This is a genomic window from Nocardia amamiensis (assembly GCF_015477605.1).
In the GTDB taxonomy this organism is placed as follows: domain Bacteria; phylum Actinomycetota; class Actinomycetes; order Mycobacteriales; family Mycobacteriaceae; genus Nocardia; species Nocardia amamiensis_A.
Map to the genome: position 1 here is coordinate 207,358 of NZ_JADLQX010000007.1, position 11,747 is coordinate 219,104.

General features: G+C 67.8%; 11 protein-coding genes, 3 tRNA genes and 1 pseudogene. 5 read left to right on the plus strand and 10 right to left on the minus strand.

Annotation, left to right across the window (positions count from 1 at the left end; translation table 11 throughout):
• Nucleotides 1-246 precede the first annotated feature (246 nt).
• The 3 genes from IU459_RS12305 (at nucleotide 247) to IU459_RS12315 (ending at nucleotide 2,254) form a co-directional block, all read left to right on the plus strand.
• Nucleotides 247-945 (plus strand): DUF998 domain-containing protein, encoded by a 699-nt coding sequence (locus tag IU459_RS12305; protein ID WP_195129626.1) that lies wholly within the window; start codon nucleotides 247-249, stop codon nucleotides 943-945.
• 39 nt (nucleotides 946-984) lie between these two features.
• The gene (locus IU459_RS12310) at nucleotides 985-1,377 is read left to right on the plus strand and encodes a RidA family protein (RefSeq protein WP_195129627.1); all 393 of its coding nucleotides are present in this window, start codon (nucleotides 985-987) and stop codon (nucleotides 1,375-1,377) included.
• Nucleotides 1,378-1,528: 151 nt separating this feature from the next.
• Nucleotides 1,529-2,254, plus strand: coding sequence for a maleylpyruvate isomerase family mycothiol-dependent enzyme (locus IU459_RS12315; RefSeq protein WP_195129628.1), 726 nt, complete (start codon nucleotides 1,529-1,531; stop codon nucleotides 2,252-2,254).
• Nucleotides 2,255-2,703: 449 nt separating this feature from the next.
• Here the strand turns inward: IU459_RS12315 and IU459_RS12320 are convergent, their stop codons facing one another.
• From IU459_RS12320 to IU459_RS12340, 5 genes and pseudogenes are all read right to left on the minus strand, one after another.
• Nucleotides 2,704-3,114, minus strand: a complete 411-nt coding sequence (locus IU459_RS12320) for a hypothetical protein (RefSeq protein ID WP_195129629.1) — start codon at nucleotides 3,112-3,114, stop codon at nucleotides 2,704-2,706.
• Nucleotides 3,115-3,405: 291 nt separating this feature from the next.
• Nucleotides 3,406-3,576 (minus strand): annotated as a pseudogene (locus IU459_RS12325) (IS701 family transposase); the annotation flags it as partial.
• Between the two features lie 78 nt (nucleotides 3,577-3,654).
• Nucleotides 3,655-3,727, minus strand: a tRNA-Arg gene (locus tag IU459_RS12330).
• Between the two features lie 34 nt (nucleotides 3,728-3,761).
• Nucleotides 3,762-3,851, minus strand: a tRNA-Ser gene (locus IU459_RS12335).
• Between the two features lie 88 nt (nucleotides 3,852-3,939).
• Nucleotides 3,940-4,647, minus strand: a complete 708-nt coding sequence (locus IU459_RS12340; protein ID WP_195129631.1) for a dienelactone hydrolase family protein — start codon at nucleotides 4,645-4,647, stop codon at nucleotides 3,940-3,942.
• Nucleotides 4,648-4,765: 118 nt separating this feature from the next.
• Here IU459_RS12340 and hisC point away from each other — a divergent pair, with 118 nt between their 5' ends.
• Nucleotides 4,766-5,839 carry a histidinol-phosphate transaminase gene (gene hisC / locus IU459_RS12345; RefSeq protein ID WP_195129632.1) on the plus strand — a complete coding sequence of 358 codons (1,074 nt, stop codon included), beginning with the start codon at nucleotides 4,766-4,768 and terminating at the stop codon, nucleotides 5,837-5,839.
• On the opposite strand, the gene IU459_RS12350 is transcribed toward hisC, so the two are convergent.
• Entirely contained in the window at nucleotides 5,836-6,909 is a 1,074-nt protein-coding gene (locus IU459_RS12350; protein ID WP_195129633.1) for an alpha/beta hydrolase, read from the minus strand. The genes hisC and IU459_RS12350 overlap by 4 nt on opposite strands.
• 71 nt (nucleotides 6,910-6,980) lie before the next feature.
• Entirely contained in the window at nucleotides 6,981-8,012 is a 1,032-nt protein-coding gene (locus IU459_RS12355; protein ID WP_195129634.1) for a HoxN/HupN/NixA family nickel/cobalt transporter, read from the minus strand.
• A 468-nt stretch (nucleotides 8,013-8,480) separates the two neighbouring features.
• Between IU459_RS12355 and IU459_RS12360 the strand changes: the two genes are divergently transcribed.
• Complete coding sequence (locus IU459_RS12360) at nucleotides 8,481-9,614, plus strand: nitric oxide synthase oxygenase (RefSeq protein WP_324198841.1); 1,134 nt, start codon at nucleotides 8,481-8,483, stop codon at nucleotides 9,612-9,614.
• Between the two features lie 231 nt (nucleotides 9,615-9,845).
• Here IU459_RS12360 and IU459_RS12365 read toward each other — a convergent pair.
• The 3 genes from IU459_RS12365 to IU459_RS12375 form a co-directional block, all read right to left on the minus strand.
• Nucleotides 9,846-9,930 (minus strand) — tRNA-Ser (locus tag IU459_RS12365).
• A 24-nt stretch (nucleotides 9,931-9,954) separates the two neighbouring features.
• The gene (locus IU459_RS12370; RefSeq protein WP_195129636.1) at nucleotides 9,955-10,455 is read right to left on the minus strand and encodes a MarR family winged helix-turn-helix transcriptional regulator; all 501 of its coding nucleotides are present in this window, start codon (nucleotides 10,453-10,455) and stop codon (nucleotides 9,955-9,957) included.
• Nucleotides 10,456-10,497: 42 nt separating this feature from the next.
• Nucleotides 10,498-11,676, minus strand: coding sequence for a lactate 2-monooxygenase (locus IU459_RS12375; RefSeq protein WP_195129637.1), 1,179 nt, complete (start codon nucleotides 11,674-11,676; stop codon nucleotides 10,498-10,500).
• Between the last annotated feature and the right edge of the window lie 71 nt (nucleotides 11,677-11,747).

The following is an 11,747-nucleotide window of genomic DNA, read 5'->3' on the forward strand; positions in this document are numbered from 1 at the left end:
CGGCGCTCGTTAACGGTGACGGACCCGCACGAGTGAGCGTGGAGCGTGTGCGGCCAGGTAGCCGGACACCGCCATCACCGCCATGACCGCGATTCCGGCGGCGGCAGTCGCGAAGCCGAGCATGGGGACCTCCTCGAATTGCACTTGCGGTCCAGCGTGCCCCGCGAAGCTGACAGAAGGCTGTGTGCGGGGTGGTAAAGGCCCGTGCCTAGGTCGGGGGCGAGAGGTAAGCAGCACAATGATGTCGTGACGCGTGGCCCGAAGACCGCCGACCAGCGCGTGCGACCGGTGCCGTGGGTGGTCGCGCTGGCGATCGCGCTCGCGGGACTCTGCTATTCGTCCTGGGTGCTCCAGTTCGTGCTGAAGATCGAGCTCGACCCGGTCGATTCCTTCCTCAGCGAACTGGACGCGGAGGGCAAGCCGTACCGGCTGGTTTTCGCGACCGCCGACGTGATCAGCGGGGCGCTGCTGATGTCCGCCGCGATCGCGGGCTTGCTGCTGTTCCCACGCCGCAGGCTCACCACGACCGGCTGGGTGGCGCTGTTCTGCTTCGGCGCGTCGACCATCGCCGACGTACTGCTGCCGCTGCGTGACTGCACCCCTGGCGAGGCCGGGTGCGGCGGGCCCAGCGAGCTGTTCCCGCAGCTGCATCAGCCGCATGCGCTGACGAGCACGCTGGCGGTCACCTCGATCGCGGTCGCGGCCTTCGCCTTCAGCCTCGCCGCGTTCCGTTATCGGCGCTGGCGGATCCTGCGCGAATTCGGACTGGTCGTGCTGGGGATCGGAGCGGTGGCGACGGTCTGGATGCTGGTCGCCGACAATTTGCCCGGGAATTACGCCCTCGGGATCGCCCAGCGCATCCAGGTCGGCGCGATGTCGCTGTGGTTGCTCGCACTGGCCGCCGCGGTGATCGTGGAGGCCAGGGAGTGGACCGAGCCGAGCTGATTTGCGGCCACGACGGCGGCCCGTGCGATGCTGTCGCGCATGAGTGATCGCGTGAACATCTCCTCCGGTTCGGAGTTCGAAGACATCGTCGGATACTCGCGGGCGGTCCGGCTCGGCAATGTCGTCGCGGTCAGCGGGACCACCGCCTCGGCCCCCGGCGGCACCGCCGTCGGCGGCGACGACATCGGCGAGCAGACCAGAGAAACCCTGCGCCGCATCGATTCCGCGTTGACGGAGGCGGGCGCGAGCCTGGCCGACGTGGTGCGCACCCGCATCTTCCTCACCGACATCGCGCGCTGGCCCGAGGTCGCCAAGGCGCACGCCGAAGTGTTCGGCGATATCCGGCCCGCGACGGCCATGTACGAGATCAAGGCCCTGATCACCCCGGCGCTGCTGGTGGAGATCGAGGCCGACGCGATCGTCGCCGGATAGGCCGCGGGATCGGCCGGTCCGTCTCTGCCCGATAGTCGGTGGACCCCGGGTACGTACAACCGGACTCGGTGGCCACCGGTTGGCCCGATTCCACTCGAACCAGGCCCGTCGTGCGCGGCGGGCGGGGTTCGCTGTCGCTAGGGTCGGAAACGTGACTGCCGCCGCTTCGCAGACCCCCGTGCAGCTCGACACCGTCGCCGAGGCGACCGCACGCCTTCTGGACACCATCCGCGGACTCGACGAAAGCGCGGTGACCGAGCCGTCCCTGCTGCCGGGCTGGACCCGCGGCCATGTTCTCGCCCACCTGGCCCGCAATGCCGACAGCCTGGTCAACCTGTTGCTGTGGGCCCACACGGGAATCGAGATCCCGCAGTACGCCAGCGCTTTCCTGCGCGACAGCGACATCGAGGCGGGAGCACCTCGTCCGCTCGCCGAGCAGCTGGCCGACAACGAGGCCGCCGCGACCCGGTGGCTCGGCCTGGCGCGCTCACTATCGGACACTGCCTGGCAGGCAGAGGTCCGCACCCGCCAGGGCCGCCCCATCCCCGCGACCGAAGTCCCCTGGATGCGCCTGCAAGAGGTGGAAATTCACCACGTCGACCTGAACGCGGGCTACCACCCGTCCGACTGGCCCCCCTCCTTCGTCGCCCGGATCCTCCCGCAAGCCGCCAGCGATCTGATCCGCCTCACCGCCGACAACCCCCTCGAACCCTTCACCCTGCACGCCACCGACACCGACTTCACCGCCGTCATCGGCCGCTCCCCCGCCACCAACACCATCACCGGCTCCGCATCCTCCCTGGCCGCCTGGCTTCTCGGCCGCAGCCCCGGCTCCGACCTCACCGGCAACCTCCCCGCCCTTCCGGCGTGGAAGTAGGCATCGCGCCCGGCTGCCACCGGCGGGGTTGGCACAACGAGCTCTCTATCGAACAAGCCCTCAGCGCCATCAGAGGGTAGGTTCACGGCGTCGACGTAGCGCCGTTCCCAATGCTCTTGAACGAACAGCAAAGCGGCAGTGAGGCAGGCGGCGAAGTCCAACCGCACGCCGTGCAGGAACACCGACAGATGCACGTCCGGATCGTTCGGCAGCGGAGAAGTCATCACGCATTCCTCCGGTCATCAACCACTAAACCGTGTTTCCAAGTCCGGTGGGGAGCACCGCGGTGTGGTGTTCTGCGGTGGTGGCGTATCCCCCATGTCAAGCGGCAGCGGGTTGGCATGCGCCCGGCCTCGGGTGGCCGGAGCCCCGGCCAAATGACGTCGCAGGCTCCGAGTGCCTCGGTCTTGGAGTTTCCGCGTGCGGTCCTCCGGTCAACATGGCGGTTCTCATCGCCGCCCGGCAATCGAGCGACCCTGCGCGACAGCGCGCTCATCCCGCAGGCACGCGACTCCGACGCCGAGTGCAACCAGTCCCACGACGTCGAATGCCGCGACGCGCATCAATCCCGGGCCGACCGGACCTCCGACGATCACCAGGACGAGAAAGCCGCCGAAGCTGATCGCGTTCGCGCACACCGCGATCGGACGCAGCGCGGGGCGCAGGATTGCCAGCAGCAAACCGATACCGACGACCGCGAACAGCACGGCCCGATGCCGCAGCACCACCTCGAGATCGCGGTCTGCCGCGGCTATGCCGTAGGCCGCGTACATTCCCTGTGGTGCGACCGCTCCGATGGCAGGCGCGGTATTGAGCAGCCCTGCGGCGGCCAGCAAGGCCCGCCCGGCATGTCGTCGCATAACTCTCCTCGGATCGATGTCCTGCGATCATCACGCTCGGCGTAGCCCATGCGCTTCCGAAAACCCGCTAGAGCGGTCGAAGGACCGCCACCACCGCTCCGAGAGGAGCAAGGGCCGTACAGCCGCCGGGCTGGCGCGCACGTAGTCCACGAAACCATTGTCGCCCAACATATTTGCTGTATCTCTCGCGTTCTTCCTCGTCCACGGCTCCCCCTGCGTGCCTGAATTCCGCGGACCAATACTGCAACTGCACTCAGGTGAGTGGGTGGCCGCGTCGCGCCCGGAGGCTCAGGTGCCGTCGATCTGGCGGCGAGCCCAGTCGTATTCGCGTGGCCCGTGCGCGCCGGCACCGGTCGACAACCGCTGCCAGGACGCCGCGCCGAACTCGGCGACCGGCTCGTCGGCGCGCGTGGTCAACTGCTGGTCGCAGCGAGTGGCCATCACGTAGAACACGTCCCGGTTGTGACATTGTCGTCAGATGGTGTCGTCAGAAATGCGAGAAGGCCCCTCCGTTTTGTACCGGAGGGGCCTTCTACTATGTGCGCCCGAAGGGATTCGAACCCCTAACCTTCTGATCCGTAGTCAGATGCTCTATCCGTTGAGCTACGGGCGCAGGTGTTATTCAGTTGTACCCGGTTTCCCGGGTGTGGCGGAGGCGAGAGGATTTGAACCTCCGGTCCCCGTGAAGGGACAACTCATTAGCAGTGAGTCCCATTCGGCCGCTCTGGCACGCCTCCTGGAGCCTTCTCTTCGAGGGCACCGGTCCTTTCGAACCGCCGAGCAGAAAGGTTACAGGAGCTACCGTCCAGATCACAAAACGGCTGGTCAGCGCAGGTTGCTGTCGAACCAGTCGAAGATTCTGGTCTGCGAATCGGCAGCGTCGGTGTCGTCGTCGCCGGGGCTGTCGGCGCGGTGATGCAGGCCGGGGTAGGTGACCACCAGGCTGGCGACATCCGCGCGGGCGGTCGCGTCGCGCAGCTGTTCGACATCGGCAGGCGGGGTGGCCGGGTCGTCTTCGCCGAACAGGCCCAGCCAGGGTGCCTGCAGCTTGGGAGCGGCCCGCACCAGGGCGTCGGCCTGCTCGGTGAGCGGCTCGACGATGCCGCGTGCCGCGACGCTCACCGCGGCCCCGATCGGACGGTTGGTCGCGACCAGGAACGCCGCCGTTCCCGCGGAGTCGAAACCGAGCACGCCGATGGTGTCGGGGAACACCCCGCGCCGGGTGAGCCAGTCGAAGCAGGCGTCGAAGTCGTCGAACAGCTCGTCGCCGAAGACTCCGGCGCCCGGTTCGCCGTCCAGCCGGTGGAAGAGATCGGGCGCGACTACCGTCCAGCCCTCCACGGCCAACGCGTTCATCAGGTCGCGCAGCGCGCCGGTCGTCTGCCTGGACTCGTGCAGCACCACGATCCCGCCGCGGGCATTGCCCTCGGGCTCCACCACGGTGATGGGCACCTGCCCACGGGCAGTCGGTCGTCGCTCGTCTTCCTGGTCGCTTCCCCGTAGCGGGGCGATATCGTCGTAGGTGCCCGACATGAAACCAGCGTAGGGCGAGTTGCGGTTCTTCGGTAGAAAATCGCACGTGAGGGCCTATAGCCCAGAGAATTTCCGGTACGCCGACCGGGTCATCTGTGCCTCGGATTAGGGTTGGAGTGTGACAGCGCAGATCCGGCCGGACCTCGATTCGATCCCGGCGTACACCCCCGGCCGCAGCCATCCCGGCGCGGTCAAGTTGGCCAGCAACGAGACGACCTTCGGTCCGCTGCCCGCCGCCGCCAAGGCCATCGCCGAGGCGGCGGAGTTGGCCAACCGGTATCCGGACAACCAGGTGGCCGAGTTGCGCGCGGCGCTGGCCGACTTCCTCGGGGTGGGATTCGACAACGTGGCGGTCGGCTGCGGCAGCGTGGCCCTGTGCCAGGAGCTGGTGCAGATCACCTGCGCGTCGCCGTCCGACGAGGTGCTGTTCGCGTGGCGCTCGTTCGAGGCATACCCGATCGTGACCAAGGTCGGCAACGCCACCGCCGTGCAGGTCCCGCTCACCGCCGACCAGGTGCACGATCTGGACGCGTTGGCCGCGGCGGTCACCGACCGAACCAAGCTGATCTTCGTCTGCAACCCGAACAACCCCACCGGCACCGCCGTCGGCAAGGCGGAACTGGTCCGGTTCCTGGACGCGGTGCCGCCGCACGTGCTGGTCGTGCTGGACGAGGCCTACTACGAATACCTGCGGCTGGCCGATCATCCGGACGGCGTCGAGCTCGGCCGGACCCGGCCCAATGTGGTTGTGCTGCGCACCTTCTCCAAGGCCTACGGGCTCGCCGGCCTGCGGGTCGGCTACGCGGTCGGCGATCCCGCCGTGATCACGGCGCTGCTGAAGGTGCACATCCCGTTCAGCGTCAACCGGCTCGCGCAGGCGGCGGCGATCGCGTCGCTGGAGGCACGGCACGAATTGCTGGATCGCACCGACATTCTGGTCGCGGAGCGCGAACGGATGCGCGATGCGCTGGTGGCGGCCGGGTATCCGGTGCCGCCGAGTCAGGCGAACTTCGTCTGGTTGCCGCTGGGCGAGCGCAGCGCCGAGTTCGGTGAAGCGAGCGCGGCGGCGGGAGTGCTGGTACGGCCCTACGGCACCGACGGGGTCCGGGTCACGGTCGGCGACCCGCACGAGAACGATTTGTTCCTCGGCTTCGCCACCGAGCCCGCGGCGCTGTCCCGGTTCGGCGGCTAGCGGACGCCGATCGCACCCGCGATCGTCGGCCAGGACAGCGCCAGCTCATCCGCCCAGTACGGCCAGGAGTGTGTGCCGGTGCCGCGGAAGTGCGCGGTGACCGGGATGCCGAGCGAACGAAGCCGGTCGGTGAGTCGTCGAGTGCAGGCATTCGTCGCGGCCTCCAGCGGGCCGCCGAACCCGATGGCGCTGGCGAGGTCGACATTCGGGGTGCCGGGCACATCGTGCACGCCGGGCAGGCCGCTGCCCACCGACAGATAGATCGTCTTGCCTCGCAACGCGTCCGCGTGCAAGGTGACGTCGTGGGCCAGCCACGCCGGATCGTCCTGTTTGCCGAACATGTTGTCCGGCTCACCCATGTAGGTGGCCACCACCGCGCGGGCCTGCGCCTGCCCGATATCGGTGCCCATCGAGAAGCAGCCGCTGTGCGCGGCGATCGCGGTGTAGAGCTTCGGCTGACGGAACGCGAGCATCATCGCGGCCTCTGCGCCCATCGAGACGCCCATGACCGCGTTGGTGCCGTTGCCGTCGAACTTCGCGTCGATGAGCGGGGGCAACTCCTTGGTGAGGAACGTCTCCCACATGTTGGTGCCGAGCACCGGGTCGGGCTGCTGCCAGTCGGTGTAGAAGCTGGCCGGCCCGCCGACGGTGAGCACCACGTTGACGTCCTTGTCCGCGTAGAAGCGGTCCGCGTGCCCGAGCTCGGTCCAGTTGTTGCTCTCGGGGCTCGCGCTGCGGCCGTCGAGCATGTAGATGGTCGGGCGCGGGCGGGACTGGTCGCGCGGCAGCAGTACCTGTACCTCGACCACCCGGCTCATCGACGGCGACGCGACGAACACCCGCAGCCACCGGTCGTTGATCGGTTCGATGTGGTCGATCTTGGGCGTCGAGGGCTGTTTACTGGTCGGCTCGGCCGGCCCGGGGCCGTCCGAGGAGCCGGTGTTCACCGGCGGAGCAGCACCCGGGGCTGCCGTCACCTGCGGGGCGCCGAACGCCACCACACCCGAAACAAGTGCGGCGCTTGCCAGGGCGCTGGAAACCCAACGCCGCACCCCGCGGCGAGACAGCATGCGAACCATCCTGCCAGAGCCACCATGGGTGCGCCGTAGGCCATATCCGTGTCGAAGCCCGTTCGTCGCGCTCATCGCGTGGCGAGGCCGGCCTGCCAGCGCCGTTCCACTCCGGCGAACCGCCATACACCGATCGCGACCGCCCAGGTGATTACGAACAGTCCCACGATGATGTAACCGAGATCACCCAGATCGAGGTTCCCGACCCAGCCGATGACGCCCGATTCGACCTCCAGTTTCTCGGCGAAGATCGAGACGATCTCCTGCCCGCCGATCAGCAGTGCGATCGCGACCGACAGTCCGGTGATCACCAGGTTGTAGTAGATCTTGCGGACCGGCTTGGCGAAGGCCCAGTCGTAGGCGAAGCTCATGAACGAGCCGTCCAGCGCGTCGAACAGCGCCATGCCCGCCGAGAACAGCACGGGCAGAACGAGAATCGAGTACCAGGGCAGCCCGGTCGCCGCCGCACCACCCGCGATGACCAAGAGCCCGACCTCCGTGACGGTGTCGAAGCCGAGACCGAACAGCACACCCACCGGATACATGTGCCTCGGCTTGCGAACCAAGCCGATCACCGGACGCAGCACTCGGTTCAGCACCCCCCGGCTGTCCAGCTCCCGCTCCAGGTGCGCTTCGTCGACCTCGCCGCGGCGCATCTGCCGGAATACCCGCCAGATCCCCACCAGTGAGGCCAGATTCAGCAGGCCGATCAGGATCAGGAACGTGCCCGAGACGCTGGTACCCCACAGACCGGCCCACCGTTGCAGCGCCGAATCCTCGTTCTCCAGGTCGGCCGCGAGCGCACGTACACCGAAGGCGAGCAGCGCGACGAGCACGAACACCACGGTGGAATGGCCGAGCGCGAACCAGAAACCGACGGTTCGGGCATTCTGTTTCCCATACTCCGCCACCAGTTTTCGCGTGGTGTTGTCGATCGCGGCGATATGGTCGGCGTCGAAGGCGTGCCGCATGCCGAGGGTGTACGCGGTCACACCGAGTCCGACGCCGAATACCGATCCCTGAATCAGATAATGGCCGGGCGCCACGAAGAGCAGAAGCGTGCCCCAGCCGACGACGTGCAGCGCGACTACGGTGACCGCCATCCCGATGACGCTCCGCACGAGCGACCCCCTCGAATCCTCGAAAAGCAGATCATGTCAACGATACTCGACAGCGCCGATTCCGGGCCGCGTGTTCAATCGATCCAGCAAATCCAGCGAATCGTGGCACATCGCCAGCACACCGGCCGTACCCTGTTCGTCAGGCCTTTTCCGGGCATCTGACCAGGACGGGCGGGATCGCGTATCCACACCACCGGTGTCGAGGTCACCGCGCTGCTGTTCGACGCGGTAAGCGAACCGTCCGCTCGGTCATGGCCGGGATCGGCCCGGCGTAATCCGAGCAGTTTTCGGCCGGAAGCTATTTCGTGGCTTAATCTGCTCCGCGCGACTTCGCGGTCCATCCGGATGGGTGGCACCGGCTGTGCACTCGCGCGAATTCTCTGCTCGACCCGTCTGTTTCACCACAGCACCTATGCCCGACCGGAGAAAATCGTGAATCCAGTGTCACCTGTGTCTTCGCTCGACAACGACCCGGAGACCGAACCTTTCCACACCGATCTGCAACGCCGGCTGCGCGAGTGCGACGAGTTCTTCCGGCTGCCCGAGCTGGCCCATCTGTCTCCCCATCGTCGCCGCAGCGCACTGGAGCAGCTCGAACAGACCGGCGGCTATCTGCAGACCGCCGAAGAGATCCTCATCGGAGCCAGACTCGCTTGGCGCAATCACGCTCGCTGCGTGGGCCGGAAACATTGGCGCTCGCTGAAATTGCTCGACGCCCGCCGCGTGCGATCGGCACGCGATCTGGCCGAGGTCTGCTGGCAGCACCTGCACATGGCCACCAACGGCGGAGCGATCCAGTCGATGATCACCGTCGGCCCACCGCGCCAGCCGGACGGGCGCGAATTCCGCATCGTCAGCCCGCAGCTCATCCGCTACGCGGGCTACCGCAACGGTGACGGCACGGTCACCGGCGACGCGGCCAACATCGCGCTCACCGAATTCGCGATGAAGCTCGGATGGCGCGGGGCCGGAACTCCTTTCGACATCCTCCCGCTGCTCATCAGCACGCCCGACGAGCCGATACGCTGGTTCGACATACCGCCCGAACTCGCTCGCGAGGTGCAGTTGGAGCATCCGGAATTCGAGTGGTTCGCCGGCCTCGGCCTACGCTGGCACGCGCTGCCAGCGGTGTCCGATATGAACCTGGAGATCGGCGGCATGACCTACCCGTTCGCGCCGTTCAACGGCTGGTATCTGGGCGCGGAAATCGGTGCACGCAACCTCAGCGACGCCAATCGCTACAACATGCTGCCGCTGATCGCCGAGATGATGTGCCTGGACACCAGGGCCGAGCGCAATCTGTGGCGCGATCAGGCGCTGGTCGAACTCAACCGTGCGGTGCTCCACAGCTTCCGCAAGGCGGGCGTCCACATCGTGGACCACCACACCGTCGCCAAGCAGTTCTGCGATCACGTCCGGCGCGAGGAGGCCGCAGGCCGCGCCTGCCCCACCGACTGGACCTGGATCAATCCGCCGATATCCTCCGGCCTGACCCCGACCTTCCACCGCTACTACGACCCACCCGACCTGGATATCCGGCCCAACTTCGTCCGAAGGGACTCCAGCGTAGACATCAGGCTCTGATACCCACCGGGTACGCCGCCCCACGCAGTCCTGGCTTGGGAAGCTGAGGCCCAACGGGAATCGAACCATAGCTAGCGCAGACATAGGCAGGGAGCTTTGGGCGGCCCGACCATAAGCGGGGGTCCGGGGGCGAAGACCGCCGGGCGGGGTGTGGGGGTTGCACCCCCACAAGACATGGCGAAACGAGCCCGGCTCATGCTCTCCATGAGCATGAGCCGACGACGAGTGGAGCGGAGACGGAGGGATTTGAACCCCCGGTCGCTCTCGCGACGCTCGCTTTCAAGGCGAGTGCATTCGGCCGCTCTGCCACGTCTCCAGGGACCTGATCGTAGCGGACCGCTCAGACCGGGTGCTTGCCGATTTCCTCGTCGACGCGTCCGAACACCTCGCCGATCACCTCGAGCTGGGCGGGGGCGAGCAGATCGATGAAGTGGCGGCGGACGGCTTCGACATGGCCGGGGGCGGCGGCCTCCAGTCGGCGCATGCCCTCTTCGGTGAGTTCGGCGAGCACGCCGCGGCCGTCCTCCAGGCAGGTGTTGCGGCGCACCATCTGCTGGGCCTCCAGCCGCCGGATCTGATGGGTCAGCTTGCTGCGCGAGGACAGCACGCCGTCGGCCAGCTCGCTCATCCGCAGCGAGTGATCAGGGGCCTCCGAGAGCAGGACCAGGATGCGGTATTCGGCGATGGTCAGGTCGCTGTCGCGCTGCAGCTGACGGTTCAGTGCCGTCATCAGGCGCTGGTGGCCGTCCATGTACGCGCGCCAGGCGCGCTGCTGCGCTGGGGTGAGCCACCGCGGTTCGGCCACCGCTGGACCGCTCGGTTCGGGATACACGATGGTCATTCTATGCGCGGCGAACTGCGCAAATCGGCAGAGTGCCGCAGGTCAGCGCACCGTGGACAGCAGCGAGCGGCCCACCGCGGCCAAGTCGGCGCACCCGGAGAGTCCGAGCGCCGAGTCGAAGTCGGCGAGCAAAACCCGCAGCGCGTGCCGGACGCCCGCGGCGCCGGCGAGGCCCAGACCATAGGCCCAGGGCCGCCCGTAGAGCACCGCCTTCGCGCCCAGCGCCAGCGCGACCAGCACGTCGGAGCCCGTGCGCACGCCCGAGTCGAACAGCACGTCCGCACGGTCGCCGATGGTGGCCACCACCGCGGGCAATGCGTCCAGCGCCGCGATCGAGCCGTCCACCTGGCGGCCGCCGTGGTTGCTCACCACCACCGCGTCGGCGCCGGCATCGACCACCTGCCGCGCGTCTTCCGGGTGCAGGATGCCTTTCACCGCAATCGGCAGGTCGGTCCATTCCCGCAGGTGCGCGAGGTCGGCGGGCCGCAGCGTGTGATTGCCGAACAACCCGACCCAGGTGAGGATGGCCGTCCGCATAGCCTCCTCGCTCTCCTCCGGCGCGGTCGGGAGCTTGGCGCGGAACACCGGATCGGAGAGGTAGTTGGCGATGCCCTTGCCATGCAGGAACGGCAGGTGCGCCAGCTCCAGGTCACGTGGCCGCCAACCGAGCGTCGGGGTGTCCACGGTCACCACGATCGCCGAGGCCCCCGCTCGCTCGGCGCGCTGGACGAAGGAACGGGCCAGCTCGTTGTCCGCGGGCCAGTACAGCTGATACCACCAGGCGCCTGCCGCCGCGCCGACCTCTTCGATGGTCGAGGAGGCCGCGGTCGACAGCACCGTGCCGATGCCCAGCTCCTTGGTCACCTCGGCCGCGATCACCTCACCGCCCTCATGTAGCAGTTCGAGGACGCCGATCGGTGCGGTCAGGACAGGTGCGGCGAGCCGGGTCCCGAGCACCTCGACCGAGAGGTCGCGGGCATTGGGCCCGGTCGCGCCGCGCAGCATCCGCGGCAGGATGCGGTAACGATCGAAAGCCGACCGGTTGGCCGCGGCCGTGCGCTCCGCAGAGGCGCTGCCCGCCACGTAGGCGAAAGCCGCCGGATCGAGCCGCTGCTGCGCGAGCGACTCCAAACCCGCGGCGGTCATGGGCAATTCGGGCACCGCGCCACCCAGTCCGCCCAGGTAGATCTCGTTCTGAAAATTGATGAAGCCGCCGCTCATCCCCGGAACGGTAGTCTGTGCCGCCGGTCACCGCAGGCCGCTTGCCACGATTGCATCTCCACGCCGAGGCG

Bases quoted from the DNA above. Each gene is read 5' to 3' on its own strand.
- IU459_RS12355 (WP_195129634.1), bottom strand. From the start codon at position 8,012: ATGGCGGTCACCGTAGTCGCGCTGCACGTCGTCGGCTGGGGCACGCTT.
- IU459_RS12320 (WP_195129629.1), bottom strand. From the start codon at position 3,114: ATGCGACGACATGCCGGGCGGGCCTTGCTGGCCGCCGCAGGGCTGCTC.
- IU459_RS12310 (WP_195129627.1), top strand. From the start codon at position 985: ATGAGTGATCGCGTGAACATCTCCTCCGGTTCGGAGTTCGAAGACATC.
- IU459_RS12370 (WP_195129636.1), bottom strand. From the start codon at position 10,455: ATGACCATCGTGTATCCCGAACCGAGCGGTCCAGCGGTGGCCGAACCG.
- IU459_RS12340 (WP_195129631.1), bottom strand. From the start codon at position 4,647: ATGTCGGGCACCTACGACGATATCGCCCCGCTACGGGGAAGCGACCAG.
- IU459_RS12375 (WP_195129637.1), bottom strand. From the start codon at position 11,676: ATGAGCGGCGGCTTCATCAATTTTCAGAACGAGATCTACCTGGGCGGA.
- IU459_RS12350 (WP_195129633.1), bottom strand. From the start codon at position 6,909: ATGCTGTCTCGCCGCGGGGTGCGGCGTTGGGTTTCCAGCGCCCTGGCA.